General features: G+C 57.1%; 26 protein-coding genes, 4 tRNA genes and 2 rRNA genes. All 32 read right to left on the bottom strand.

Going from position 1 to position 25,843, the window contains the following annotated elements:
- The gene (gene rpmC / locus ACN6NG_RS02305; protein ID WP_002555481.1) at positions 1–192 is read right to left on the bottom strand and encodes a 50S ribosomal protein L29; all 192 of its coding nucleotides are present in this window, start codon (positions 190–192) and stop codon (positions 1–3) included.
- Positions 192–605, bottom strand: a complete 414-nt coding sequence (rplP, locus tag ACN6NG_RS02300) for a 50S ribosomal protein L16 (RefSeq protein ID WP_003255479.1) — start codon at positions 603–605, stop codon at positions 192–194. Before rplP ends, rpmC begins: the two co-directional genes overlap by 1 nt.
- 12 nt (positions 606–617) lie before the next feature.
- Positions 618–1,304 (bottom strand): 30S ribosomal protein S3, encoded by a 687-nt coding sequence (gene rpsC, locus ACN6NG_RS02295; RefSeq protein ID WP_003255481.1) that lies wholly within the window; start codon positions 1,302–1,304, stop codon positions 618–620.
- A 13-nt stretch (positions 1,305–1,317) separates the two neighbouring features.
- On the bottom strand, positions 1,318–1,650 hold the full coding sequence (rplV, locus tag ACN6NG_RS02290; protein ID WP_003103908.1) for a 50S ribosomal protein L22: 333 nt from the start codon (positions 1,648–1,650) through the stop codon (positions 1,318–1,320).
- A gap of 11 nt (positions 1,651–1,661) precedes the next feature.
- On the bottom strand, positions 1,662–1,937 hold the full coding sequence (gene rpsS / locus ACN6NG_RS02285; protein WP_003255482.1) for a 30S ribosomal protein S19: 276 nt from the start codon (positions 1,935–1,937) through the stop codon (positions 1,662–1,664).
- 16 nt (positions 1,938–1,953) lie between these two features.
- Positions 1,954–2,778, bottom strand: coding sequence for a 50S ribosomal protein L2 (gene rplB, locus ACN6NG_RS02280; RefSeq protein ID WP_008089816.1), 825 nt, complete (start codon positions 2,776–2,778; stop codon positions 1,954–1,956).
- Between the two features lie 14 nt (positions 2,779–2,792).
- A complete protein-coding gene (rplW, locus tag ACN6NG_RS02275; protein WP_003255484.1) occupies positions 2,793–3,092 on the bottom strand; it encodes a 50S ribosomal protein L23 in 300 nt (99 codons plus the stop codon).
- Entirely contained in the window at positions 3,089–3,691 is a 603-nt protein-coding gene (gene rplD, locus ACN6NG_RS02270; protein ID WP_003255485.1) for a 50S ribosomal protein L4, read from the bottom strand. Before rplD ends, rplW begins: the two co-directional genes overlap by 4 nt.
- Positions 3,692–3,703: 12 nt before the next feature.
- Positions 3,704–4,339 carry a 50S ribosomal protein L3 gene (rplC, locus tag ACN6NG_RS02265; RefSeq protein WP_003257089.1) on the bottom strand — a complete coding sequence of 212 codons (636 nt, stop codon included), beginning with the start codon at positions 4,337–4,339 and terminating at the stop codon, positions 3,704–3,706.
- An 80-nt stretch (positions 4,340–4,419) separates the two neighbouring features.
- Positions 4,420–4,731, bottom strand: coding sequence for a 30S ribosomal protein S10 (gene rpsJ, locus ACN6NG_RS02260; RefSeq protein ID WP_003186070.1), 312 nt, complete (start codon positions 4,729–4,731; stop codon positions 4,420–4,422).
- A 142-nt stretch (positions 4,732–4,873) separates the two neighbouring features.
- Entirely contained in the window at positions 4,874–6,067 is a 1,194-nt protein-coding gene (gene tuf, locus ACN6NG_RS02255; RefSeq protein WP_086974834.1) for an elongation factor Tu, read from the bottom strand.
- A 27-nt stretch (positions 6,068–6,094) separates the two neighbouring features.
- Entirely contained in the window at positions 6,095–8,239 is a 2,145-nt protein-coding gene (gene fusA / locus ACN6NG_RS02250; protein ID WP_063426234.1) for an elongation factor G, read from the bottom strand.
- 30 nt (positions 8,240–8,269) lie between these two features.
- Positions 8,270–8,740, bottom strand: coding sequence for a 30S ribosomal protein S7 (rpsG, locus tag ACN6NG_RS02245; protein WP_008089143.1), 471 nt, complete (start codon positions 8,738–8,740; stop codon positions 8,270–8,272).
- A gap of 106 nt (positions 8,741–8,846) precedes the next feature.
- Positions 8,847–9,218 (bottom strand): 30S ribosomal protein S12, encoded by a 372-nt coding sequence (rpsL, locus tag ACN6NG_RS02240; protein WP_003255492.1) that lies wholly within the window; start codon positions 9,216–9,218, stop codon positions 8,847–8,849.
- A 211-nt stretch (positions 9,219–9,429) separates the two neighbouring features.
- Entirely contained in the window at positions 9,430–13,629 is a 4,200-nt protein-coding gene (rpoC, locus tag ACN6NG_RS02235) for a DNA-directed RNA polymerase subunit beta' (RefSeq protein ID WP_063426236.1), read from the bottom strand.
- Between the two features lie 64 nt (positions 13,630–13,693).
- On the bottom strand, positions 13,694–17,767 hold the full coding sequence (rpoB, locus tag ACN6NG_RS02230; RefSeq protein WP_016484650.1) for a DNA-directed RNA polymerase subunit beta: 4,074 nt from the start codon (positions 17,765–17,767) through the stop codon (positions 13,694–13,696).
- A gap of 220 nt (positions 17,768–17,987) precedes the next feature.
- Positions 17,988–18,353, bottom strand: a complete 366-nt coding sequence (gene rplL, locus ACN6NG_RS02225) for a 50S ribosomal protein L7/L12 (RefSeq protein ID WP_007957596.1) — start codon at positions 18,351–18,353, stop codon at positions 17,988–17,990.
- Positions 18,354–18,430: 77 nt separating this feature from the next.
- A complete protein-coding gene (gene rplJ / locus ACN6NG_RS02220; protein ID WP_016497742.1) occupies positions 18,431–18,931 on the bottom strand; it encodes a 50S ribosomal protein L10 in 501 nt (166 codons plus the stop codon).
- Positions 18,932–19,128: 197 nt separating this feature from the next.
- Entirely contained in the window at positions 19,129–19,824 is a 696-nt protein-coding gene (rplA, locus tag ACN6NG_RS02215; RefSeq protein ID WP_474312853.1) for a 50S ribosomal protein L1, read from the bottom strand.
- A complete protein-coding gene (gene rplK, locus ACN6NG_RS02210; RefSeq protein WP_003255500.1) occupies positions 19,824–20,255 on the bottom strand; it encodes a 50S ribosomal protein L11 in 432 nt (143 codons plus the stop codon). Before rplK ends, rplA begins: the two co-directional genes overlap by 1 nt.
- Positions 20,256–20,374: 119 nt before the next feature.
- Positions 20,375–20,908, bottom strand: coding sequence for a transcription termination/antitermination protein NusG (nusG, locus tag ACN6NG_RS02205; protein WP_003255501.1), 534 nt, complete (start codon positions 20,906–20,908; stop codon positions 20,375–20,377).
- A 9-nt stretch (positions 20,909–20,917) separates the two neighbouring features.
- A complete protein-coding gene (gene secE / locus ACN6NG_RS02200; RefSeq protein ID WP_016484648.1) occupies positions 20,918–21,286 on the bottom strand; it encodes a preprotein translocase subunit SecE in 369 nt (122 codons plus the stop codon).
- Between the two features lie 44 nt (positions 21,287–21,330).
- Positions 21,331–21,406, bottom strand: a tRNA-Trp gene (locus ACN6NG_RS02195).
- Positions 21,407–21,460: 54 nt separating this feature from the next.
- A complete protein-coding gene (tuf, locus tag ACN6NG_RS02190) occupies positions 21,461–22,654 on the bottom strand; it encodes an elongation factor Tu (RefSeq protein ID WP_086974834.1) in 1,194 nt (397 codons plus the stop codon).
- Between the two features lie 78 nt (positions 22,655–22,732).
- Positions 22,733–22,808, bottom strand: a tRNA-Thr gene (locus tag ACN6NG_RS02185).
- Positions 22,809–22,837: 29 nt separating this feature from the next.
- Positions 22,838–22,911 (bottom strand) — tRNA-Gly (locus tag ACN6NG_RS02180).
- A 24-nt stretch (positions 22,912–22,935) separates the two neighbouring features.
- Positions 22,936–23,019: transfer RNA gene (locus ACN6NG_RS02175), tRNA-Tyr, on the bottom strand.
- 152 nt (positions 23,020–23,171) lie between these two features.
- Positions 23,172–23,597, bottom strand: coding sequence for a hypothetical protein (locus ACN6NG_RS02170; RefSeq protein WP_063426599.1), 426 nt, complete (start codon positions 23,595–23,597; stop codon positions 23,172–23,174).
- A gap of 7 nt (positions 23,598–23,604) precedes the next feature.
- A complete protein-coding gene (locus ACN6NG_RS02165) occupies positions 23,605–24,354 on the bottom strand; it encodes a pantothenate kinase (protein ID WP_063426601.1) in 750 nt (249 codons plus the stop codon).
- Entirely contained in the window at positions 24,344–25,303 is a 960-nt protein-coding gene (birA, locus tag ACN6NG_RS02160) for a bifunctional biotin--[acetyl-CoA-carboxylase] ligase/biotin operon repressor BirA (protein ID WP_063426603.1), read from the bottom strand. Before birA ends, ACN6NG_RS02165 begins: the two co-directional genes overlap by 11 nt.
- Before the next feature lie 183 nt (positions 25,304–25,486).
- Positions 25,487–25,602 (bottom strand): 5S ribosomal RNA (rrf, locus tag ACN6NG_RS02155).
- Positions 25,603–25,736: 134 nt separating this feature from the next.
- Positions 25,737–25,843 (bottom strand): 23S ribosomal RNA (locus ACN6NG_RS02150); the annotation flags it as partial.

Raw genomic sequence — 25,843 nt, 5'->3', positions numbered from 1 at the left:
TCACTTACCTGCCTGCTGGTTGAGCACAGTTTTCACGCGAGCGATGTCACGCTTAACTTGCGAGAGCAGGTGCGACTGCCCCAACTGGCCAGTTGCTTTCTGCATACGCAGATTGAACTGGTCACGCAGCAAGCCGAGCAGTTGCTCGTTCAGCTGCTGTGCCGATTTTTCACGAAGTTCATTCGCTTTCATCACATCACCGTCCGCTTAACAAAGGAGGTGGCGAGAGGCAGCTTTGCAGCAGCCAGGGCGAAAGCTTCGCGCGCCAGCTCTTCAGAAACACCCTCGATCTCGTACAGGACTTTGCCTGGCTGGATCTGGGCAACCCAGTATTCCACGGAGCCCTTACCTTTACCCATACGAACCTCGAGAGGCTTCTTGGAGATCGGCTTGTCCGGGAACACACGGATCCAGATCTTGCCGCCACGTTTAACGTGACGGGTCAGCGCACGACGTGCGGACTCGATCTGGCGAGCGGTGAGGCGACCGCGAGCAACAGCTTTCAGGGCGAATTCGCCGAAGCTGACTTTGCTACCGCGCAGTGCCAGACCACGGTTGTGGCCGGTCATCTGCTTGCGGAATTTTGTACGCTTTGGTTGCAACATTTGGCGTACCCCTTACTTAGCAGCTTTTTTACGAGGCGCTGGTGCTTGTGGTTTCAGTTCTTCTTGGCGACCACCAATAACTTCGCCTTTGAAGATCCAAACCTTCACACCGATCACACCGTAAGTGGTGTGAGCTTCGTAGGTGTTGTAGTCGATATCGGCACGCAGGGTGTGCAGAGGCACACGACCTTCGCGATACCACTCGGTACGAGCAATCTCGGCACCGCCGAGACGACCGCTCACCTGGATCTTGATGCCCTTGGCACCAATACGCATGGCGTTCTGTACGGCGCGCTTCATGGCGCGACGGAACATTACGCGGCGTTCCAGCTGCTGAGCTACGCTCTGCGCAACCAGCATAGCGTCGAGTTCCGGCTTGCGGATCTCTTCGATGTTGATGTGCACAGGCACACCCATCTGCTTGGTCAGGTCCTGACGCAGCTTCTCAACATCTTCACCTTTCTTGCCGATAACGATACCGGGACGAGCAGTGTGGATGGTGATGCGTGCAGTTTGAGCCGGACGATGAATATCGATACGGCTTACGGACGCGCTTTTTAGTTTGTCTTGGAGGTACTCACGCGTTTTCAGATCCTTCAAGAGGTAATCTGCGTAAGTAGCACCGTCTGCGTACCAGACGGAGGTGTGCTCCTTGACGATTCCCAGGCGAATGCCAGTGGGATGTACTTTCTGACCCATCTGATCGACTCCGTTACTTGTCCGCAACCTTGACAGTGATATGGCAAGACCGCTTGACGATGCGATCAGCACGGCCTTTGGCACGTGGCATGATACGCTTCAGCGAACGCCCTTCGTTGACGAAGACGGTGGAGACCTTCAGGTCATCAACGTCTGCGCCTTCGTTGTGTTCGGCGTTGGCTACGGCCGACTCGAGGACTTTCTTCATGATTTCAGCGGCTTTTTTGCTGCTGAAGGCCAACAGGTTGAGCGCTTCGCCCACCTTCTTCCCGCGGATCTGGTCGGCGACCAAGCGGGCTTTCTGGGCGGAGATGCGAGCGCCCGACAACTTAGCGGCTACTTCCATTTCCTTACCCCTTAACGCTTGGCTTTCTTGTCAGCCACGTGCCCGCGATAGGTGCGGGTACCGGCGAACTCGCCCAGTTTGTGGCCGACCATGTCTTCGTTCACGAGAACTGGAACATGCTGGCGACCGTTGTGAACCGCGATGGTCAGACCGACCATTTGTGGCAGGATCATCGAGCGACGCGACCAGGTTTTAACTGGCTTGCGATCGTTCTTCTCCACCGCCACTTCGACCTTCTTCAACAGGTGAAGATCGATAAAAGGACCTTTTTTCAGAGAACGTGGCACTGTCGTATCCCTCTAGTTACTTGCGACGACGGACGATCATGTTGTCGGTACGCTTATTACCACGGGTTTTAGCACCCTTGGTTGGGAAGCCCCATGGCGATACCGGATGACGACCACCGGAGGTACGACCTTCACCACCACCATGTGGGTGGTCAACCGGGTTCATGGCAACGCCACGAACGGTTGGGCGAACGCCGCGCCAGCGTTTGGCACCTGCTTTACCCAGCGAACGCAGGCTGTGCTCGGAGTTCGAGACTTCGCCCAGGGTCGCACGGCACTCAGCCAGTACTTTACGCATTTCACCGGAACGCAGACGCAGAGTCACGTATACGCCGTCACGAGCGATCAGCTGAGCCGAAGCACCAGCGGAACGAGCGATCTGAGCACCTTTACCCGGCTTCAGTTCGACGCCGTGAATGGTGCTACCTACTGGGATGTTGCGCAGCTGCAGGGAGTTACCGGCCTTGATTGGGGCCAGGGCACCTGCGATCAGCTGGTCGCCAGCGCTCACGCCTTTAGGGGCGATGATGTAGCGACGCTCACCGTCTGCGTAGCACAGCAGGGCGATGTGAGCAGTACGGTTTGGATCGTATTCGATACGCTCGACAGTGGCTGGGATGCCATCTTTGTCGTTGCGACGGAAGTCGACCAGACGGTAATGCTGCTTATGACCACCACCAACGTGACGAGTGGTAATACGGCCATTGTTGTTACGACCACCAGACTTCGATTTCTTCTCGAGCAGCGGTGCGTGAGGAGCGCCTTTGTGCAGCTCCTTGTTGACCACCTTGACCACGAAACGGCGGCCAGGGGAAGTCGGTTTGCATTTAACGATTGCCATGATGCACCCCTTCCTTACTCAGCACTGCTGCTGAAATCGAGATCTTGGCCTGGCTGAAGGGAGACGATCGCCTTCTTCCAGTCATTGCGCTTGCCCAGACCACGTGCGGTACGCTTGGTTTTACCCAGAACGTTAACAGTCGACACGTTTTCAACTTTTACGTTGAACAGGCCTTCGACAGCTTTCTTGATTTCCAGCTTGGTTGCATCGGTAGCAACCTTGAATACGAACTGGCCTTTTTTCTCAGCCAGAACGGTAGCCTTCTCGGAAACGTGCGGGCCAAGGAGGACTTTAAATACGCGTTCCTGGTTCATCCCAGCAGCTCCTCGAATTTCTTCACGGCCGAGACAGTGATCAACACTTTCTCGTATGCGATCAGACTGACCGGGTCGGAACCCTGTACGTCACGTACATCGACGTGCGGGAGGTTGCGAGCAGCCAGGTACAGGTTCTGATCAACAGCGTCGGAGACGATCAGTACGTCGCTCAGACCCATGCCGTTCAGCTTGTTCAGCAGATCTTTGGTTTTCGGTGCTTCAACAGCGAAGTCCTGAACCACGACCAGACGGTCGCTACGCACCAGCTCAGCGAGGATGGAGCGCAGAGCTGCGCGATACATCTTCTTGTTGAGCTTCTGCGAGTGATCTTGAGGGCGAGCTGCGAAGGTTACACCACCGCCACGCCAGATCGGACCACGAGTGGTACCAGCACGAGCACGGCCAGTACCCTTCTGACGCCATGGGCGCTTACCGCCACCAGCCACGTCGGAACGGGTCTTTTGCTGCTTGGTGCCCTGACGGCCGCCGGCCATGTAGGCCACGACTGCTTGGTGAACCAGCGTCTCGTTGAATTCGCCACCGAAAGTCAGTTCGGAAACTTCGATCGCCTGAGCGTCATTTACATTGAGTTGCATGTCAGTTTCCCCTTAACCGCGAGCCTTGACAGCTGGACGTACAACCACGTCGCCGCCAGTAGCGCCAGGAACGGCACCCTTGACGAGCAGCAGGTTGCGTTCAGCGTCTACGCGAACTACTTCCAGGGACTGAACAGTCACGCGCTCGGCGCCCATGTGACCGGACATTTTCTTGCCCTTGAACACACGACCAGGAGTCTGGCACTGGCCGATGGAACCAGGCACACGGTGCGACACGGAGTTACCGTGGGTGTTGTCCTGACCACGGAAGTTCCAGCGCTTGATGGTACCGGCGAAGCCTTTACCTTTGGACTGACCAGTAACGTCTACCAGCTGGCCTGCAGTGAAGAGTTCAGCTTTGATCAGATCGCCAGCCTGGAAATCGCCTTCTTCAAGACGGAACTCCCAAACACCGCGACCAGCGGCAACGTTAGCCTTGGCGAAGTGGCCTGCCTGAGCGGCAGTCACACGCGAAGCACGACGCTCGCCGACAGTGACTTGCACTGCACGGTAGCCATCGGTTTCCTCAGTTTTGAACTGGGTGACGCGATTCGGTTCGATCTCAATGACCGTGACCGGAATGGAGACACCTTCTTCGGTGAAAATGCGGGTCATACCGCATTTGCGACCGATTACACCAATAGTCATGTTGTAAACCTCATGAGTGTACGGGGCTTTCACCCGCTATGGCCGCCCATTTCAGAGCGTTACACGACTAGACCGAAGTCTTAGCCGAGGCTGATCTGAACTTCCACACCTGCCGCCAGATCAAGCTTCATCAGCGCGTCAACGGTTTTATCCGTTGGCTGGACGATGTCCAGAACACGCTTATGAGTGCGAATCTCGTACTGGTCACGCGCGTCTTTGTTGACGTGCGGGGAGACCAGAACGGTGAAACGCTCTTTGCGGGTAGGCAGTGGAATCGGACCACGCACTTGTGCACCAGTACGTTTCGCGGTTTCCACGATTTCCTGGGTGGATTGGTCGATCAGGCGATGGTCGAAAGCCTTCAACCTGATACGGATTTGCTGATTTTGCATTGGATTTCAGACTCCAGGCTGTTCCCAACGGACGCACTACGCCCGCTAAAAGGAGGCGTGATTCTATAGACGCCCCAATTTAGTGTCAACCCAATAAAAAAAGCCCCCGCTGAGCGGAGGCCTTTTTCAATCGGTCGAGTGATTACTCGATGATTTTTGCTACGACGCCGGCGCCGACGGTACGACCGCCTTCACGGATAGCGAAGCGCAGACCGTCTTCCATTGCGATGGTCTTGATCAGGGTAACAGTCATCTGAATGTTGTCACCTGGCATTACCATTTCAACGCCTTCCGGCAGTTCGCAGTTACCGGTCACGTCAGTGGTACGGAAGTAGAACTGAGGACGGTAGCCTTTGAAGAACGGAGTGTGACGACCGCCTTCTTCCTTCGACAGGACGTAGACTTCTGCGGTGAACTTGGTGTGCGGCTTGACCGAACCTGGCTTGACCAGAACCTGGCCACGCTCAACGTCGTCACGCTTGGTACCACGCAGCAGAACGCCGCAGTTCTCGCCAGCACGGCCTTCGTCCAGCAGCTTGCGGAACATCTCAACACCGGTGCAGGTGGTGGTTTGAGTGTCACGCAGACCAACGATTTCCAGCGGCTCTTGAACGCGGACGATACCACGCTCGATACGGCCGGTAACAACGGTACCACGACCCGAGATCGAGAATACGTCTTCGATTGGCATCAGGAACGGCTTGTCGATAGCGCGCTCTGGCTCTGGGATGTAGCTGTCCAGAGTTTCAACCAGACGCTTGACAGCGGTGGTGCCCATTTCGTTGTCGTCTTTGCCTTCCAGCGCCATACGAGCCGAACCGATGATGATCGGAGTGTCGTCGCCTGGGAAGTCATAGGTGGACAGCAGGTCGCGAACTTCCATCTCGACCAGTTCCAGCAGCTCAGCGTCGTCTACCAGGTCAGCCTTGTTCAGGAAGACCACGATGTACGGAACGCCAACCTGACGGGACAGCAGGATGTGCTCACGGGTTTGTGGCATCGGACCATCGGCGGCCGAGCAAACCAGGATCGCGCCGTCCATCTGGGCAGCACCGGTGATCATGTTCTTCACGTAGTCAGCGTGACCTGGGCAGTCAACGTGAGCGTAGTGACGAATGTTCGAGTTGTACTCGACGTGAGCGGTGTTGATGGTGATACCGCGCGCTTTTTCTTCCGGAGCCGAGTCGATCTTGTCGAACTCAACGACTGCCGAACCGAAAACTTCGGAGCAGACGCGAGTCAGAGCTGCGGTCAGAGTGGTCTTACCGTGGTCAACGTGGCCGATAGTGCCGACGTTAACGTGGGGAAGGGAACGATCAAATTTTTCTTTAGCCACGACAGTGAACCTCTTGCCTAAAGGGGATTAGCCTTGTTTTTTAACGAGTGCTTCGACGATGTTCGACGGAGCTTCGGCGTATTTGGAGAATTCCATGGAGTAGCTTGCGCGACCCTGAGACATGGAACGAACGTCGGTTGCGTAACCGAACATCTCTCCGAGCGGTACTTCAGCGCGGACGACACGGCCAGAGACCGATTCATCCATACCCTGGACCAGACCACGACGACGGTTCAGGTCACCCATCACGTCACCCAGGTAGTCTTCCGGGGTTACAACTTCAACCTTCATGATCGGCTCGAGAACCACGCCACCGCCCTTCTGGGCCAGTTGCTTGGTCGCCATCGAAGCGGCGATTTTGAACGCCATTTCGTTGGAGTCGACGTCGTGATACGAACCATCGAATACCGCGGCCTTCAGGCCGATCAGAGGATAGCCGGCAACAACGCCGTTCTTCATCTGCTCTTCGATACCCTTCTGGATCGGGGCGATGAATTCCTTAGGAATCACACCACCAACGACTTCGTTGGAGAACACCAGACCTTCAGTGATGTTGCCTTTCTCGTCGACTTCCGGCTCCGAGAAACGGATCCAGCAGTGACCGAACTGACCACGACCGCCCGACTGACGAACGAACTTGCCTTCGATCTCGACGTTGGACTTGGTGATCTTCTCGCGGTACGAAACCTGCGGCTTGCCGATGTTGGCTTCGACGTTGAACTCGCGCTTCATGCGGTCAACGAGGATGTCCAGGTGCAGCTCACCCATGCCCGAGATGATGGTCTGGCCAGTCTCTTCGTCGGTCTTGACGCGGAACGACGGGTCTTCCTGGGCCAGCTTGCCCAGTGCAATACCCATCTTCTCCTGGTCAGCCTTGGTTTTCGGCTCTACGGAGAGCGAAATGACCGGTTCAGGGAAGTCCATACGCTCAAGGATGATTGGCTTGTCGGCGTTGCACAGAGTTTCGCCCGTGGTCACGTCTTTCATGCCGATCAGTGCGGCGATGTCGCCAGCGCGCACTTCCTTGATTTCTTCACGCTGGTTGGCGTGCATCTGCACCATACGACCAACGCGCTCTTTCTTGCCTTTGACCGAGTTGATGACGGAGTCACCGGAGGTCAGAACGCCCGAGTAGACGCGAACGAAGGTCAGAGTACCCACGAACGGGTCAGTCGCGATCTTGAACGCCAGAGCCGAGAACGGCTCGTCGTCGTCGGCGTGACGCACGTCTTTACGAACAGCCGGATCTTCTTTATCCAGCTCTTTGTCGTCCGGGTTGATACCCTGAATTGCAGGGATCTCGGTCGGAGCAGGCAGGTAGTCGATGACGGCGTCGAGAACCAGGGGAACACCCTTGTTCTTGAACGACGAACCGCAGACAGCCGGTACGATTTCGCTGGCCAGGGTGCGCGCGCGCAGACCGGCTTTGATCTCTTCGACGGTCAGCTCTTCGCCTTCCAGGTACTTGTTCATCAGCTCTTCGCTGGACTCTGCAGCCGCTTCAACCATGTTGGAGCGCCACTCTTGAGCCAGCTCCAGCATATCGGCAGGAATTTCTTCCTCGCGATAAGTGGTGCCTTTGTCGTCGTCGTTCCAGTAGATAGCCTTCATCTTGATCAGGTCAACCTGACCCTGGAAGTTATCTTCCGAACCGATGGCCAGCTGAACAGGAACCGGGGTGTGACCCAGACGGTTCTTGATCTGACCTACGACGCGCAGGAAGTTAGCACCGGCACGGTCCATCTTGTTCACGTAGACAACACGTGGAACGCCGTACTTGTTGGCCTGACGCCATACGGTTTCGGACTGAGGCTCAACGCCGGAGGTACCGCAGAACACAACGACCGCGCCGTCGAGTACGCGCAGCGAACGCTCTACTTCAATGGTGAAGTCAACGTGGCCGGGGGTATCGATAACGTTTACACGGTAGTTGTCATACTGACCAACAGAACCTTTCCAGAAGGTGGTAACGGCAGCGGAGGTAATGGTGATACCCCGCTCCTGCTCCTGCACCATCCAGTCGGTGGTCGCGGCGCCATCATGCACCTCGCCCATCTTGTGGCTCAGGCCTGTGTAGAACAGGATCCGCTCGGTAGTGGTGGTCTTGCCCGCGTCAACGTGAGCACAGATACCAATGTTACGGTAGCGGTTAATTGCTGTAGTACGAGCCATAAAGCCCTCGCAAAATGATTGATGCCTGAATTAGAAGCGGTAGTGCGAGAACGCTTTGTTGGCTTCAGCCATACGGTGAACGTCTTCACGCTTCTTGACTGCAGCACCTTTGCCTTCAGCGGCATCCAGCAGCTCGCCAGCCAGGCGCAGAGCCATCGACTTCTCGCCACGCTTGCGGGCGTAGTCTACGAGCCAGCGCATTGCCAGAGCATTACGACGGGATGGACGAACTTCAACCGGAACCTGGTAAGTGGCACCGCCGACACGACGGGACTTTACTTCGACCAGCGGAGCGATGGCGTCGAGAGCTTTCTCGAAGATTTCCAGGGGGTCGCTGTTCTTGCGCTCTTTGACCTTGTCCAGTGCACCGTAAACGATGCGCTCGGCCACGGCCTTCTTGCCGCTTTCCATCACGTGGTTCATGAACTTGGCGAGGATTTGGGATCCGTATTTAGGATCGTCCAGAATCTCACGTTTTGCTGCTACACGACGTCTTGGCATGATAAGCCCTCAAACGGTCTTCAGGTTAGCCCGGGACGTGGGTCTACGACCCCTGCCCGACCTTACTCTTATCGACTCAAAAAAATGGATGTGTGCAAACGGCCGATTACTTCGGACGCTTGGTACCGTACTTCGAACGACCCTGGTTACGGCCTTTAACGCCCGAAGTATCCAGAGAGCCGCGAACGGTGTGGTAACGAACACCTGGCAAGTCTTTTACACGGCCGCCACGGATCAGGACGACGCTGTGCTCTTGCAGGTTGTGGCCTTCACCGCCGATGTACGAGGAAACCTCGAAACCGTTGGTCAGACGCACACGGCATACTTTACGCAGTGCCGAGTTAGGTTTTTTCGGCGTGGTGGTGTACACACGGGTGCACACGCCACGACGTTGCGGGCAGTTCTGCAGCGCAGGAACGTCGGATTTCTCGACCGAACGCTTACGCGGCTGACGTACCAGCTGGTTGATAGTTGCCATCTACTAGCTCCACTGATTGTCTTGCGACTCTATTGTCTTGCAAGAAAGCCAAAAATTGGCGAGACGGAGCCTCACCAAATTTAAGGGTACAAAAGTCTACGGAGGATCTTGCACCCAGTCAAGACAAGGCCCCGGCCCTCCTCGCCCGATCATCGGCAACAATTCATGTCACCGATGGCCGATCGAGGCTTGCCGGGGCCCTGCCCTGTACTTAGTTACCGCTGGAATTCAGCGCTTCGGTCAGTGCGGCTTCCACCTCACTGGCGCTTACACGCAGCGGTTTGTCGGCTTCACGGCGACGCTTGCGCTCGCTGTGGTAGGCCAGACCAGTACCCGCCGGGATCAGACGACCCACGACGACGTTCTCTTTCAGGCCGCGCAGGTAGTCGCGCTTGCCGGTTACCGCCGCTTCGGTCAGTACGCGGGTAGTTTCCTGGAAGGAAGCCGCGGAAATGAACGATTCGGTCGACAGCGAGGCCTTGGTGATACCCAGCAGCACGCGAGTGAACTTCGAGATGAACTTGTCTTCGCCGGCGAGACGCTCGTTCTCGACCAGTACGTGAGTCAGTTCCATCTGGTCGCCCTTGATGAAGCTGGAATCGCCCGACTCCGAGATCTCGACCTTGCGCAGCATCTGACGCAGGATGGTCTCGATGTGCTTGTCGTTGATCTTAACGCCTTGCAGACGGTAAACGTCCTGGATCTCGTTGACGATGTACTTCGCCAGCGCGCTCACACCCAGCAGGCGCAGGATGTCGTGCGGATCGCTCGGGCCGTCGGAGATAACTTCGCCGCGGTTTACCTGTTCGCCTTCGAAGACGTTCAGGTGGCGCCACTTCGGAATCAGCTCTTCGTACGGATCGCTACCGTCGGTCGGAGTGATGACCAGACGACGCTTACCCTTGGTCTCTTTACCGAACGCGATGGTACCGCTGACTTCAGCCAGAATCGAGGCTTCTTTCGGACGACGCGCTTCGAACAAGTCAGCTACGCGTGGCAGACCACCGGTGATGTCACGGGTCTTCGACGTTTCTTGCGGGATACGCGCGATGACGTCACCAACACCGATCTGCGCACCGTCAGCAACACCCACCAAGGCGTTGGCTGGCAGGAAGTACTGCGCCGGTACGTCGGTACCTGGCAGGTACAGGTCCTTGCCATTGGCGTCGACCATCTTGATTGCCGGACGGATTTCCTTGCCTGCGGCAGGGCGATCCTTGACGTCCAGTACTTCAATGTTGGTCAGGCCGGTCAGTTCGTCGGTCTGACGCTTGATGGTGATGTTTTCTTCCATGCCCACGAAGGTCACGGTACCTTTCAGCTCGGTAACGATCGGGTGGGTGTGCGGGTCCCACTTGGCGACGATGGCGCCAGCTTCGACCTTCTCACCTTCCTTGACCGAAATCACCGCACCGTAAGGCAGCTTGTAACGCTCACGCTCACGACCGAATTCGTCGGCAATGGCCAGCTCACCGGAACGCGAAACAGCAACCAGGTTGCCATCGGCGCGCACGACATGCTTCAGGTTGTGCAGACGTACCATACCGCCGTTCTTCACCTGGACGCTGTCGGCAGCCGAAGTACGGCTTGCAGCACCACCGATGTGGAACGTACGCATGGTCAGCTGGGTACCCGGCTCACCGATCGACTGTGCAGCGATAACGCCGACAGCTTCACCGATGTTCACCTGGTGACCACGCGCCAGGTCACGACCGTAGCACTTGGCGCAGATACCGAAGCGGGTTTCACAGTTGATCGGCGAACGCACGATAACTTCGTCGATGCTGTTCAGCTCGATGAACTCGACCCACTGCTCGTCTACCAGGGTACCGGCCGGAACGATGACGTCCTCGGTGCCTGGCTTGAACACGTCACGGGCGATGACACGGCCCAGTACACGCTCACCCAACGGCTCTACAACGTCACCGCCTTCAATGTGCGGAGTCATCAGCAGGCCATGGTCGGTACCGCAGTCGATCTCGGTCACAACCAGGTCTTGCGCAACGTCTACCAGACGACGGGTCAGGTAACCGGAGTTCGCAGTCTTCAAGGCGGTATCCGCCAGACCTTTACGAGCACCGTGGGTCGAGATGAAGTACTGAAGTACGCTCAGACCTTCACGGAAGTTCGCGGTGATCGGCGTCTCGATGATCGAGCCGTCCGGCTTGGCCATCAGGCCACGCATACCGGCCAGCTGACGGATCTGGGCAGCGGAACCCCGCGCACCGGAGTCAGCCATCATGTACATCGAGTTGAAGGACTCTTGCTCGACTTCTTTGCCTTCGCGGTCGATGACTTTCTCTTTCGAGAGGTTGGCCATCATCGCCTTGGACACTTCGTCGTTCGCCTTCGACCACAAGTCGATGACCTTGTTGTACTTCTCGCCCTGGGTTACCAGGCCGGAGGCGTACTGGCTCTCGATTTCCTTCACTTCATCGGTAGCGCTGTTGATGATGCGCGCTTTCTCATCCGGGATGACAAAGTCGTTCACACCAATGGACACGCCAGAGATGGTGGAGTAAGCGAAACCGGTGTACATCAGCTGGTCGGCGAAGATAACGGTCTCTTTCAGACCAACCACGCGGTAGCACTGGTTGATCAGCTTGGAGATCGCCTTTTTCTTCATCGGCTGGTTGACGACATCGTACGGCAGGCCTGCTGGCACAACCTGGAACAGCAGCGCACGGCCGACGGTGGTGTCGACGATACGGGTGTTCTTGGTCGAGCTGCCATCACGGTCATTCACGGTCTCGTTGATACGGACCTTGATTTTCGCGTGCAGCGCAGCTTCGCCGGCGCGGAATACGCGGTCGACTTCCTGCAGGTCGGCGAATACACGACCCTCGCCCTTGGCGTTGATGGCTTCACGGGTCATGTAGTACAGACCCAGTACAACGTCCTGCGACGGAACGATGATTGGCTCACCGTTGGCTGGCGACAGAATGTTGTTGGTCGACATCATCAGCGCGCGCGCTTCGAGCTGAGCTTCCAGGGTCAGCGGCACGTGAACGGCCATCTGGTCACCGTCGAAGTCGGCGTTGTACGCGGCACAGACCAGCGGGTGAAGCTGGATGGCCTTACCTTCGATGAGCACAGGCTCGAACGCCTGGATACCCAGACGGTGAAGGGTCGGTGCACGGTTGAGCAGTACGGGGTGTTCGCGAATCACTTCAGCGAGAACGTCCCACACCTCTGGCAGCTCGCGCTCGACCATCTTCTTGGCAGCTTTGATGGTGGTCGCCAGACCACGCATTTCCAGCTTGCCGAAAATGAACGGCTTGAACAGCTCGAGGGCCATCTTCTTCGGCAGACCGCACTGGTGCAGACGCAGGGTCGGGCCTACGGTAATTACCGAACGACCAGAGTAGTCAACACGCTTACCGAGCAAGTTCTGACGGAAGCGACCTTGCTTACCTTTGATCATGTCGGCCAGGGACTTCAGCGGACGCTTGTTCGAGCCAGTGATGGCGCGACCGCGACGGCCGTTGTCCAGCAGGGCGTCGACCGCTTCCTGCAGCATGCGCTTTTCGTTGCGCACGATGATGTCCGGCGCGGACAGATCGAGCAGGCGCTTCAGACGGTTGTTACGGTTGATCACCCGACGATACAGGTCGTTCAGGTCGGAGGTCGCGAAGCGGCCGCCATCCAGCGGTACCAGCGGACGCAGGTCCGGCGGCAGTACTGGCAGTACGGTCAGGACCATCCACTCAGGCAGGTTGCCCGAGCCCTGGAAAGCTTCCATCAGCTTCAGGCGCTTGGACAGCTTCTTGATTTTGGTTTCCGAGTTGGTCTGCGGAATCTCTTCACGCAGGCGACCGATCTCGTGCTCCAGGTCGATAGCGTGCAGCAGCTCGCGGACAGCCTCGGCACCCATGCGGGCGTCGAAGTCGTCACCGAACTCTTCCAGCGCTTCGAAGTACTGCTCGTCGTTCAGCAGCTGACCCTTTTCAAGGGTGGTCATGCCCGGGTCAATAACGACGTAGCTCTCGAAGTAGAGAACCCGCTCGATATCACGCAGGGTCATGTCCATCAGCAGGCCGATACGGGACGGCAGCGACTTCAGGAACCAGATGTGGGCAACCGGCGAGGCCAGTTCGATGTGCGCCATGCGCTCACGACGAACCTTGGCCAGGGCAACTTCAACGCCGCACTTCTCGCAGATTACGCCGCGGTGCTTGAGGCGCTTGTACTTGCCGCACAGGCACTCGTAGTCCTTGACTGGGCCAAAGATCTTGGCACAGAACAGGCCGTCACGCTCAGGTTTGAACGTACGGTAGTTGATGGTTTCCGGCTTCTTAACTTCACCGAACGACCACGAACGGATCATCTCAGGTGACGCCAGCCCGATACGGATGGCGTCGAACTCTTCGACTTGACCCTGGTTTTTCAGCAAATTCAGTAGGTCTTTCAAGGCCTTTCCTCCTGGCGGAGCAGGGAGCGGGCAATACATGCCCCACTCCCCTTCGCGTCACGTGTTATTCGGTTTCCAGATCGATATCGATACCGAGCGAACGGATCTCTTTGATCAACACGTTGAAGGACTCGGGCATGCCCGGCTCCATACGGTGATCGCCATCCACGATGTTCTTGTACATCTTGGTACGGCCGTTCACGTCGTCCGACTTCACTGTGAGCATTTCTTGCAGGGTGTATGCCGCGCCGTATGCTTCCAGCGCCCACACTTCCATCTCCCCGAAACGCTGACCACCGAACTGCGCCTTACCACCCAGCGGCTGCTGGGTAACCAGGCTGTAGGAACCAGTGGAACGCGCGTGCATCTTGTCGTCCACCAAGTGGTTCAGCTTGAGCATGTACATGTAACCAACGGTCACTGGACGCTCGAACTTGTTGCCGGTACGGCCATCGAACAGCACCATCTGGCCGCTCTCTGGCAGATCGGCCAGCTTCAGCATGGCCTTGATCTCGCTTTCCTTGGCACCATCGAAGACCGGGGTAGCCATCGGCACGCCTTTCTTCAGGTTGTGGGCCAGGGCCAGGATCTCTTCGTCGGTGAACTCGGCGAGGTTTTCCTGACGACCACCGATCTCGTTGTAGACCTCGGTCAGGAATACGCGCAGCTCAGCGGCTTTGCGTTGCTCTTCGATCATGCGGTCGATCTTCTCGCCCAGGCCCTTGGCCGCGAGGCCCAGGTGGGTTTCGAGGATCTGACCGACGTTCATACGCGAAGGTACGCCCAGCGGGTTCAGTACGACGTCGACCGGAGTACCGTTGGCATCGTGCGGCATGTCTTCAACCGGCATGATTACCGAGACAACACCCTTGTTACCGTGACGACCAGCCATCTTGTCACCCGGCTGGATGCGACGGCGGATTGCCAGGTAGACCTTGACGATCTTCAGTACGCCCGGAGCCAGGTCATCGCCCTGCTGCAGCTTGCGCTTCTTGTCTTCGAACTTGTCGTCCAGCAGACGGCGACGGTCGACGATGTACTGCTGAGCCTTTTCCAGCTGCTCATTCAGTGCATCTTCAGCCATGCGCAGTTTGAACCACTGGCCATGCTCCAGACCGTCCAGCACTTCGTCGGTGACCACGGTGCCTTTCTTCAGGCCCGCGCCACCGTCGACCACCTGGCCGTTCAGAGCAGAACGCAGACGTTCGAAAGTTGCGCCTTCGACGATGCGGAACTCTTCGTTGAGGTCCTTGCGGATCTCGTCCAGCTGCATCTTCTCGATGGCCAGGGCGCGGCTGTCGCGCTCGACGCCATCACGGGTGAAGACCTGCACGTCAATGACGGTACCCTTGGTGCCGGTTGGCACGCGCAGGGAGGTGTCTTTAACGTCACTGGCCTTCTCACCGAAGATTGCACGCAGCAGTTTTTCTTCCGGAGTCAGCTGGGTTTCGCCTTTTGGCGTGACCTTGCCAACCAGGATGTCGCCAGCGCCGACTTCAGCACCCACGTAAACGATACCGGCTTCGTCCAGTTTGTTCAGTGCAGCTTCACCCACGTTCGGGATGTCCGCAGTGATTTCCTCTGGGCCAAGCTTGGTGTCACGCGCCACACAGGTCAGTTCCTGAATGTGGATGGTGGTGAAGCGATCTTCCTGAACCACACGCTCGGACAGGCAGATGGAGTCTTCGAAGTTGAAGCCGTTCCATGCCATGAACGCGATGCGCATGTTCTGACCCAGCGCCAGTTCACCCATGTCGGTGGACGGGCCGTCGGCCATGATGTCGCTACGCTGAACCTTGTCACCCTTGCTCACCAGCGGACGCTGGTTGATGCAGGTGTTCTGGTTCGAACGGGTGTACTTGGTCAGGTTGTAGATATCTACACCTGCTTCGCCGGTTTCCACTTCGTCGTCATTAACGCGAACAACGATACGGCTGGCGTCGACCGAGTCGATCACGCCACCACGGCGAGCAACCACGCAGACACCGGAGTCACGGGCAACGTTGCGCTCCATGCCGGTACCTACCAGCGGCTTGTCGGCGCGCAGTGTCGGTACAGCCTGACGCTGCATGTTCGAACCCATCAACGCACGGTTGGCGTCGTCGTGCTCGAGGAACGGAATCAGCGACGCAGCAACAGAAACAACCTGCTTCGGCGAAACGTCCATCAGGGTGACGTCTTCCGGCGCCTTGACGGTGAATTCGTTCAGGTGACGAACAGCTACCAGCTCATCGATCAGTTGCTTCTTGTCGTTCATCGCGGCCGAAGCCTGGGCGATGACGTGGTCCGCTTCTTCGATTGCCGACAGGAACACGATGTCGTCGCTGACAACGCCTTCCTTCACCACGCGGTACGGGCTTTCCAGGAAGCCGTACTGGTTGGTGCGGGCATAGGCTGCCAGGGAGTTGATCAGGCCGATGTTCGGACCTTCAGGGGTCTCGATCGGGCACACACGGCCGTAGTGGGTCGGGTGTACGTCACGGACTTCGAAGCCAGCACGCTCACGGGTCAGACCGCCTGGGCCGAGTGCAGAGACGCGGCGCTTGTGGGTGATCTCGGAGAGCGGGTTGTTCTGGTCCATGAACTGGGACAGCTGGCTGGAACCGAAGAACTCTTTCACCGCCGCCGCAACCGGCTTGGCGTTGATCAGGTCTTGCGGCATCAAGCCTTCGCTTTCCGCCATCGACAGACGTTCCTTGACCGCTCGCTCTACACGCACCAGGCCAACGCGGAACTGGTTTTCGGCCATCTCGCCGACGCAACGAACGCGACGGTTACCCAGGTGGTCGATGTCGTCGACGATGCCTTTGCCGTTACGGATATCGACCAGGGTCTTGAGGACCTCGACGATGTCTTCCTTGCTCAGCACGCCCGAACCTTCGATCTCGGTACGACCGATACGACGGTTGAACTTCATGCGGCCAACTGCGGACAGGTCGTAACGCTCGGCGCTGAAGAACAGGTTGTTGAACAGGGTCTCGGCAGCATCCTTGGTCGGCGGCTCGCCTGGACGCATCATGCGATAGATCTCGACCAGAGCTTCCAGCTGGTTGCTGGTGGTGTCGATCTTCAGGGTGTCGGAGATGAACGGACCGCAATCGATGTCGTTGGTGTACAGGGTCTCGATACGGACGACCTGTGCCTTGGCGACTTTGATCAGCAGATCGGTGGTCAGCTCGGTATTGCACTCGGCCAGGATCTCGCCAGTAGCCGGGTGCACGATGGCCTTGGCAGTGGTGCGACCCAGGACGTATTCCATTGGAACGTCCAGCTGCTTGACGCCGGCCTTCTCGAGCTGATTGATGTGGCGCGCAGTAATACGGCGGCCCTGCTCAACGATGACTTTGCCGGTTTCGTCATGGATGTCCATGACTGCAACTTCACCACGCAGACGCTGCGGTACCAGTTCCAGGCTGAGTTTCTCGCCGGAAATGTGGAACACGTTGGTGGTGTAGAAGGTGTTGAGCACTTCTTCAGTGCTGTAACCCAGGGCGCGCAGCAGCACCGACGCCGGCAGTTTGCGGCGACGGTCGATACGCACGAACACGCAGTCTTTCGGGTCGAACTCGAAGTCCAGCCACGAACCGCGGTAAGGGATGATGCGAGCGGAGTACAGCAGCTTGCCGGAGCTGTGAGTCTTGCCACGGTCGTGGTCGAAGAACACACCAGGCGAACGGTGCAGCTGGGAAACGATCACACGCTCGGTACCGTTGATAACGAAGGTACCGTTCTCAGTCATCAGGGGGATTTCACCCATGTAGACTTCTTGCTCTTTGATGTCCTTGATCGCTTTGTTCGACGATTCCTTGTCGAAGATGATCAGGCGCACCTTGACCCGCAGTGGGACCGCGAAGGTCACGCCACGCAGGACACATTCCTTAACATCGAAGGCAGGCTCGCCCAGGCGATAGCCTACGTACTCCAGGGCAGCATTGCCGGAGTAGCTGATGATCGGGAATACCGATTTGAAGGCCGCGTGCAGGCCGACGTCGCGGAACTGATCCTTGGATGCTCCCGCTTGCAGGAATTCGCGATACGAATCCAGCTGGATGGCCAGGAGGTAAGGCACATCCATGACGTCCGGCAACTTGCTAAAGTCCTTGCGGATACGTTTTTTCTCAGTGTATGAGTAAGCCATCAGCGTTCCCCAGCTTGGTCACCTGCTTGTTTGGCTTCTCCCGGCGGGAGCAGCCAGAAAATCGTGCAAACCCCTTGGTTTGCGCCACCCACGTGGGTGTCTTGCAGCTTGTTATCGGGGCCGGCTTGACCGACCGCCAATAACGGAAAAAGGCCGGTGGCATAAGCCACCAGCCATCAGCCTTGTGCTCAACGCTCAGGCTGGCATCGCAAAGTCGAGATTACTTCAGCTCGACTTTAGCGCCTGCTTCTTCCAGCTTCTTCTTAGCGTCTTCAGCGGCTTCTTTCGAAACGCCTTCAGCTACAACCTGAGGAGCGCCATCGACTTTCTCTTTGGCTTCTTTCAGGCCCAGACCGGTCAGCTCGCGAACGGCTTTAATCACGTTCACTTTCTTCTCGCCGGCTTCAACCAGAACAACGTTGAACTCGGTCTGCTCTTCAACAACAGCGGCAGCAGCAGCTGGGCCAGCAGCGGCAACAGCAGCGGTCACGCCGAAGGTTTCTTCCATTGCTTTGATCAGCTCAACAACTTCCAGAACGGTTTTCTGGCCGATTGCTTCGATGATTTGCTCGTTAGTCAGGGACATGACTTAAATCCTGTATTGGGGTGAAGGCCTACGCAGCCATCAAATTAAACAAATGATTTTGAAAGAGTTCGCGTGCCTTAGGCAGCGGTAGCTTCTTTCTGGTCGCGAATGGCTGCCAGAGTACGAGCCAGCTTGCTGGTGGCGCCTTGAATAACGCTCATCAGTCGTGCAATAGCTTCGTCGCGGGTCGGCAGGGTAGCCAACACGTCGATCTGGTTCGCTGCAATGAAATTGCCGTCAAACGCAGCTGCCTTGATCTCGAACTTGTCCTGACCCTTGGCGAACTCTTTGAACAGACGAGCAGCAGCGCCCGGGTGTTCGTTGGAGAAAGCAATCAGGGTCGGGCCTTTGAACGCGTCGCTGAGGATCGAAAATTCGGTGCCTTCAACAGCGCGCTTGAGCAGGGTGTTACGTACGACACGTACGTAAACGCCAGCCTCGCGGGCCTCTTTACGGAGTCCGGTCATTGCGCCTACAGTCACACCACGGGCATCAGCCACAACAGCGGACAGAGCGACTTTGGCAGCCTCGTTGACTTCAGCGACGATGGCCTTCTTGTCTTCGAGTTTAATTGCCACGGGTTTACTCCTGGTTTTTACCGTTTCATCTGGCCGAAGCCGGATGTCGTTTTGGTGTCTGATTCGGTAACGAATCGGGAGCACCATCTGCGTGGGCTGGTGTTTTAAGGCTTGCGCCACCTACGGTCTTGGATAGCCCCCGCCAGGCAGGGACCCCAATTTTTGCTGGCGGCGCGACGAGTCGCACCGCCATGTTCTTACACGTTCAGCGAGCTCTGATCGATGACCAGACCTGGGCCCATGGTGGTGCTCAGGGTAACGCGCTTGACGTAGATACCTTTCGAGGAAGCAGGCTTGATACGCTTCAGATCAGCGATCAGGGCTTCAACGTTTTCCTTCAGCTTGCCAGCTTCGAAGCCGACCTTGCCAACGGAGGTGTGGATGATACCGTTTTTGTCGGTACGGTAGCGAACCTGACCAGCCTTGGCGTTTTTCACGGCAGTGGCTACGTCTGGGCTAACGGTACCAACTTTCGGGTTAGGCATCAGGCCGCGAGGACCCAGAACCTGACCCAGCTGACCTACAACGCGCATGGCATCAGGCGATGCGATGACTACGTCATAGTTCAGGTCGCCGGCTTTCATTTCGGCAGCCAGATCGTCCATACCTACGCGGTCAGCGCCGGCAGCCAGAGCGGCTTCAGCAGCTGGACCCTGGGTGAAGACGGCAACGCGAACGGTCTTGCCAGTGCCGTGTGGCAGCACAGTAGCGCTACGAACGACCTGGTCGGATTTACGCGGGTCAACACCGAGGTTAACGGCGATGTCGTAGGACTCGACGAACTTGGCAGCAGGCAGCGAGGCCAGCAGAGTTGCCGCTTCTTCGAAGTTGTAGGACTTGCCTGCTTCGATTTTATCGGCGATTGCCTTTTGGCGTTTGGTCAGCTTAGCCATTACACACCCTCCACGTTCAGGCCCATGCTGCGGGCAGAGCCAGCGATGGTGCGTACAGCAGCGTCCAGGTCAGCAGCGGTCAGATCAGCCTGTTTTGCCTTGGCGATGTCTTCCAGCTGAGCGCGGGTAACGGTACCGACTTTAACGGTGTTCGGACGAGCCGAACCACTGGTCAGGCCAGCAGCTTTCTTCAGCAGAACCGAGGCAGGGGTGCTCTTGGTCTCGAAGGTGAAGCTACGGTCGCTGTAGACAGTGATGATCACAGGAGTCGGCAGGCCGGCTTCTTGACCCTGAGTACGGGCGTTGAAGGCCTTGCAGAATTCCATGATGTTCACACCGTGTTGGCCCAGTGCTGGACCAACGGGTGGGCTTGGGTTGGCCTGGCCGGCCTTAACTTGCAGCTTGATGTAAGCCTGAATCTTCTTAGCCATGAGCTACTCCAAAATCGGGTACGAACGCCTGATGGCTCCCCGGATGACTTGCGTTTTATCCCAGTGACGACAAAACCCCGCAACACACAGGGCTGCGGGGTTTGGGATGCTTCGTCCGCCTAGACCTTTTCGACCTGGCTGAACTCGAGCTCCACCGGAGTAGAGCGACCGAAAATGAGCACCGCCACCTGGAGGCGACTCTTTTCGTAGTTAACTTCTTCGACACTACCATTGAAGTCAGCGAACGGACCGTCAATGACACGAACCACTTCACCTGGCTCGAACAGCGTCTTGGGCTTCGGCTTGTCGCTGCCGTCAGCAACGCGACGCAGGATAGCCTCAGCTTCTTTGTCGGTGATCGGTGCAGGCTTATCTGCGGTACCGCCAATAAAGCCCATCACGCGAGGGGTATCCTTGACCAAGTGCCAAGTCCCTTCGTTCATCTCCATCTGGACCAGCACATAGCCAGGGAAGAATTTACGCTCACTCTTGCGCTTCTGGCCGTTGCGCATTTCAACGACTTCTTCGGTCGGAACCAAGATCTCGCCGAAACCGTCTTCCATGCCAGCCAGCTTGACGCGCTCGATCAGGGAGCGCATTACATGCTTCTCGTAACCCGAGTAAGCATGCACAACATACCAACGCTTAGCCACGGGACACCTTTAGCCAACGATCAGGGAGACCGCCCAGCCGAGCAGGGAATCAAGACCCCACAGCAGCAGTGCCATAACCAGCACGACAGCCACGACAATCAGCGTGGTCTGGGTGGTTTCCTGGCGGGTCGGCCACACGACTTTACGGATTTCGGTACGAGCTTCCTTCGCCAGCGCAAAGAACGACTTGCCCTTCGCAGTCTGCAGAGCTACAAAGCCCGCGACAGCAGCCAGGACGAGAAGTGCAAGGACGCGATACAGGATCGGAGACGCGGAGTAATATTGATTACCCACAACAGCTACAACCACCAAAGCAACTACAGCCAGCCACTTGAATAGATCAAAACGCGATTCTTGGGCTTCAGTTTTGGGAGTCATCGAGGAGGATCCTGTAAGAAGAAAGCCATCACACCGAAGTGAAATGGCAGGTCAGGAGGGAATCGAACCCCCAACCTACGGTTTTGGAGACCGTCGCTCTGCCAATTGAGCTACTGACCTGTAACGCTGTATCAGGCCGGCAATTATACCGGCCTGATCAAGTAAATCAACTACTTATTCAATAATTTTTGCTACGACGCCGGCGCCGACGGTACGACCGCCTTCACGGATAGCGAAGCGCAGACCGTCTTCCATTGCGATGGTCTTGATCAGGGTAACAGTCATCTGAATGTTGTCACCTGGCATTACCATTTCAACGCCTTCCGGCAGTTCGCAGTTACCGGTCACGTCAGTGGTACGGAAGTAGAACTGAGGACGGTAGCCTTTGAAGAACGGAGTGTGACGGCCGCCTTCTTCCTTCGACAGGACGTAGACTTCTGCGGTGAACTTGGTGTGCGGCTTGACCGAACCTGGCTTGACCAGAACCTGGCCACGCTCAACGTCGTCACGCTTGGTACCACGCAGCAGAACGCCGCAGTTCTCGCCAGCACGACCTTCGTCCAGCAGCTTGCGGAACATCTCAACACCGGTGCAGGTGGTGGTTTGAGTGTCACGCAGACCAACGATTTCCAGCGGCTCTTGAACGCGGACGATACCACGCTCGATACGGCCGGTAACAACGGTACCACGACCCGAGATCGAGAATACGTCTTCGATTGGCATCAGGAACGGCTTGTCGATAGCGCGCTCTGGCTCTGGGATGTAGCTGTCCAGAGTTTCAACCAGACGCTTGACAGCGGTGGTACCCATTTCGTTGTCGTCTTTGCCTTCCAGCGCCATACGAGCCGAACCGATGATGATCGGGGTGTCGTCGCCTGGGAAGTCATAGGTGGACAGCAGGTCGCGAACTTCCATCTCGACCAGTTCCAGCAGCTCAGCGTCGTCTACCAGGTCAGCCTTGTTCAGGAAGACCACGATGTACGGAACGCCAACCTGACGGGACAGCAGGATGTGCTCACGGGTTTGTGGCATCGGACCATCGGCGGCCGAGCAAACCAGGATCGCGCCGTCCATCTGGGCAGCACCGGTGATCATGTTCTTCACGTAGTCAGCGTGACCTGGGCAGTCAACGTGAGCGTAGTGACGAATGTTCGAGTTGTACTCGACGTGAGCGGTGTTGATGGTGATACCGCGCGCTTTTTCTTCCGGAGCCGAGTCGATCTTGTCGAACTCAACGACTGCCGAACCGAAAACTTCGGAGCAGACGCGAGTCAGAGCTGCGGTCAGAGTGGTCTTACCGTGGTCAACGTGGCCGATAGTGCCGACGTTAACGTGGGGAAGGGAACGATCAAACTTTTCCTTAGCCATCGATACAATCCTCCGCAGAAGAAATAGTCTTGCGCTGATAAAACAAAGGCAGATATTTTCATATCTGCCTTGTTTATATGGAGCTCTTGAGCGGACTTGAACCGCTGACCTCACCCTTACCAAGGGTGTGCTCTACCAACTGAGCTACAAGAGCGAAACACTTTGTGCAAAATCCGGCAAACTTGGAGCGGGTAGCGGGAATCGAACCCGCATCATCAGCTTGGAAGGCTGAGGTTCTACCACTAAACTATACCCGCGGAGCTTGCGGCTCTCGCTAAAACTGGTGGAGGGAGAAGGATTCGAACCTTCGAAGCTCTCGCAACGGATTTACAGTCCGTCCCCTTTGACCGCTCGGGAATCCCTCCAGATGTGGCCGGCATTCTATGTGTCTGCCGTCCTAGTGTCAAGCGTTTTTTCAAATTTTTTCAATCAAATCTGAAACTTAGCTGCTTTGACACCGCTTCCAGTTCTACCACCTGAGTGGTGTTCCCTGTGAAGCGGGCGCCATTCTATCAAGCTATTCACCAGTTGCAATACCCTGGCAGAAAATAATTTTATGTTTTAAGTCTTTGAAATCATTGGAAAGAGCCGAAAGGACCGTTTGGTCCAGTAAACGCTCGCTTTCCGGGGCAACCTTTAGCCAGCGACCATCGGCGCCAGGCAGCTGCCCCGCCACCGGCAAGGTGGCAATATCCAGGCTTAGCAAGCGCTGACGCAGCGCATCCAGCTGCTCCTGCCCTGTCACACCACCTACTACCAGGCATTCGTCACGGCGCCTGGGTGGCGCCGACACACCCGTTTCACGCAACAGACGGATTTCCTGCTGATTCCCCTTGTACAGTGACAGCGGGGCGACTTCCTTGACCTTCAGCGGTGCTTCCTGCTGATGCCACACGTAATAGAAGACGTTGAGCACCAGTAACAACAGAAACAACCAACGCATAGGCACCTCAATCCAATGGGCAGGCCATGGCCAGGCCAACGAAAACCAGGTCAGGGACGACACGCGCCTGCGGCACGGCCTCTCTCACCAGCGGCGCATCACCCCCGGTGAGGAACACCGCGAATTCTTCACCCCATAGCGCACGCGCCTGCTCAAGCTGGGTACGCGCAAAGCCCTGAAGCATCAACACGCAACCACGCTCGACCGCTTCGACGGTAGAGCGGCCCGGCGACAGGCTGGTCAATGCGCGCTCGGCGGAGGCATCGTCATAGCGAATGCGCCGGGTATGGGTACGCAACTGACTGCGCATCAGTGGCATGCCCGGGCAGATGTAACCACCCAGGTGCTCGCCGTCTGCTGCCACAAAATCCGCTTTGGCGGCGGTACCCAGGTCGATCACCAGGCACGCGCCCTTGGCCAGGTGAAATGCACCCAGCGCAGCCAGCCAACGGTCCATGCCCAAACGCTGATAGTCGTCATAACCGTTGCGCACACCGGCCATGCTCTGTGCCGGATGCGCAACATGGGCCTGCACGGCAAATGCCTGGGCAATCAACGCACAAAGCGCATCGGTTTCTTCCTCGCTGCGCACACTGACAATGCGGCAACCCGTCAGACGCACCGAAGCCAGCGCAGCCACTTCAGCCAGCAGCGCTTGATCTGAATCGACGATCCCGCCACCCTCAATCACTGCATCAGCGGTATGGATCACGCGCCACTTGATAAAGCTGTTACCGCAATCGAGCTCAAGAATCATCACGCAACCTCAAACTGAGCTCACCACCACTGAAGCTCTTTTCAACTCCGTCCACCTCAAGGCGCAAGCCGCCCTGCCCGTCGACGCCAAGAACCACGCCATCAATGCGCGTATTACCGGCAACCAGTGAAACATTGCGCCCCTGCCAAAGGTGCGCCTGCTCCCATTCCTCCTGGAAGGCGGCAAACCCGTAGCGACGATGGCGTGCCAATTCGTGCTGCATTTGCTGGTTGAGCGATGCCACCAAGTGGTTACGGTCTATAGCCGCGCCCACCTCACGCCGCATCGAGGTCCACTCTTGGTCGACCTGGTCATTGACCTGCATGTTCACATTGATACCGATACCCAGTACCACATGACAGACATCGGCCGGGTCACCCACCAGCTCCAGGAGAATGCCAGTGATCTTCTGCCCGCGAACCAACACGTCATTGGGCCATTTGAGCCCTACATCTTTTACCCCGAACGCCTGCAGCGTGCGCATTACTGCAACGCCTACCACCAGGCTCAAGCCTTCGAGCTGGCGAATGCCACCATCCACACGCAAGACAAGGCTGTAATAGAGGTTTTCGGCAAATGGGCTGACCCATTGGCGGCCACGTCGGCCGCGGCCGGCGCTTTGCCGCTCGGCCAGGACGAGAAATGGCGCTACCTGCCCTTGATTGGCAAGTCTCAAGCCTTCGGCGTTGGTCGAGTCGATGATTTCGTGAATGAAAACCGGCCACTGCTCGCCTTCGGCAAACCTGGCGATTGCCTGCGCTTCGAGCAAAGCCAGGGGTGCCGCTAGCTGATAGCCGCGCCCACGAACCTTGTGAATGGTGAGGTTCAGCTCGCTCTCCAGGTGCTGCAGCTGCTTCCAAACGGCGCTGCGACTCACCCCGAGGGCTGCCCCCAGAGCTTCTCCGGAATGGAACCGGCCATCCTTGAGGAGATTCAACAACTTCAGCATGCCAGTCTCGACTTGGAATAAGGCACGCATGATAGCCATGGGCTGTTGGCTTGCATAGGAAAAGGGCCCGCATACCTGGCGTTGCACCCTGCTCCTACAGGGGTTCAGGCAGGGCTGGGGATATTTGCGCCGCAAAGACAAAACCCCTACCTGCATGCGCAGATAGGGGTTTTGCGAAATGAATCTTGACGATGACCTACTCTCACATGGGGAAACCCCACACTACCATCGGCGATGCATCGTTTCACTGCTGAGTTCGGGATGGGATCAGGTGGTTCCAATGCTCTATGGTCGTCAAGAAATTCTGTAGCCAGAATGTCCAGATGGACAGCCCAGCGAATCCGGATATGCGATATTTGTGGTTTGTTGCGAACTTTCGGTTCGTATCATCTTCACCACCGCAATCTGCGCTAGCAAATTGCTTGGGTGTTATATGGTCAAGCCTCACGGGCAATTAGTATTGGTTAGCTCAACGCCTCACAGCGCTTACACACCCAACCTATCAACGTCGTAGTCTTCGACGGCCCTTTAGGGGATTCA

The organism is Pseudomonas sp. TSO6 (assembly GCF_056098905.1).
The sequence above is the reverse complement of the archived record's forward strand: the minus strand, read 5'-3'. Positions and strand labels throughout refer to the sequence as shown.

Bases quoted from the DNA above. Each gene is read 5' to 3' on its own strand.
- fusA (WP_063426234.1), bottom strand. From the start codon at position 8,239: ATGGCTCGTACTACAGCAATTAACCGCTACCGTAACATTGGTATCTGT.
- ACN6NG_RS02165 (WP_063426601.1), bottom strand. From the start codon at position 24,354: ATGATTCTTGAGCTCGATTGCGGTAACAGCTTTATCAAGTGGCGCGTG.
- rplK (WP_003255500.1), bottom strand. From the start codon at position 20,255: ATGGCTAAGAAGATTCAGGCTTACATCAAGCTGCAAGTTAAGGCCGGC.
- ACN6NG_RS02170 (WP_063426599.1), bottom strand. From the start codon at position 23,597: ATGCGTTGGTTGTTTCTGTTGTTACTGGTGCTCAACGTCTTCTATTAC.
- rpsJ (WP_003186070.1), bottom strand. From the start codon at position 4,731: ATGCAAAATCAGCAAATCCGTATCAGGTTGAAGGCTTTCGACCATCGC.
- secE (WP_016484648.1), bottom strand. From the start codon at position 21,286: ATGACTCCCAAAACTGAAGCCCAAGAATCGCGTTTTGATCTATTCAAG.
- rpoB (WP_016484650.1), bottom strand. From the start codon at position 17,767: ATGGCTTACTCATACACTGAGAAAAAACGTATCCGCAAGGACTTTAGC.
- rplB (WP_008089816.1), bottom strand. From the start codon at position 2,778: ATGGCAATCGTTAAATGCAAACCGACTTCCCCTGGCCGCCGTTTCGTG.
- rplV (WP_003103908.1), bottom strand. From the start codon at position 1,650: ATGGAAGTAGCCGCTAAGTTGTCGGGCGCTCGCATCTCCGCCCAGAAA.
- birA (WP_063426603.1), bottom strand. From the start codon at position 25,303: ATGCTGAAGTTGTTGAATCTCCTCAAGGATGGCCGGTTCCATTCCGGA.
- rpsG (WP_008089143.1), bottom strand. From the start codon at position 8,740: ATGCCAAGACGTCGTGTAGCAGCAAAACGTGAGATTCTGGACGATCCT.
- rplW (WP_003255484.1), bottom strand. From the start codon at position 3,092: ATGAACCAGGAACGCGTATTTAAAGTCCTCCTTGGCCCGCACGTTTCC.
- rpmC (WP_002555481.1), bottom strand. From the start codon at position 192: ATGAAAGCGAATGAACTTCGTGAAAAATCGGCACAGCAGCTGAACGAG.
- rplP (WP_003255479.1), bottom strand. From the start codon at position 605: ATGTTGCAACCAAAGCGTACAAAATTCCGCAAGCAGATGACCGGCCAC.
- rplD (WP_003255485.1), bottom strand. From the start codon at position 3,691: ATGCAACTCAATGTAAATGACGCTCAGGCGATCGAAGTTTCCGAACTG.
- rplA (WP_474312853.1), bottom strand. From the start codon at position 19,824: ATGGCTAAGCTGACCAAACGCCAAAAGGCAATCGCCGATAAAATCGAA.
- rplL (WP_007957596.1), bottom strand. From the start codon at position 18,353: ATGTCCCTGACTAACGAGCAAATCATCGAAGCAATCGGCCAGAAAACC.
- rpsC (WP_003255481.1), bottom strand. From the start codon at position 1,304: ATGGGTCAGAAAGTACATCCCACTGGCATTCGCCTGGGAATCGTCAAG.
- rplC (WP_003257089.1), bottom strand. From the start codon at position 4,339: ATGACTATTGGTGTAATCGGTCGCAAATGCGGTATGACCCGCATTTTC.
- rpsL (WP_003255492.1), bottom strand. From the start codon at position 9,218: ATGGCAACTATCAACCAGCTGGTACGTCAGCCGCGTAAGCGTTCGGTC.
- tuf (WP_086974834.1), bottom strand. From the start codon at position 22,654: ATGGCTAAGGAAAAGTTTGATCGTTCCCTTCCCCACGTTAACGTCGGC.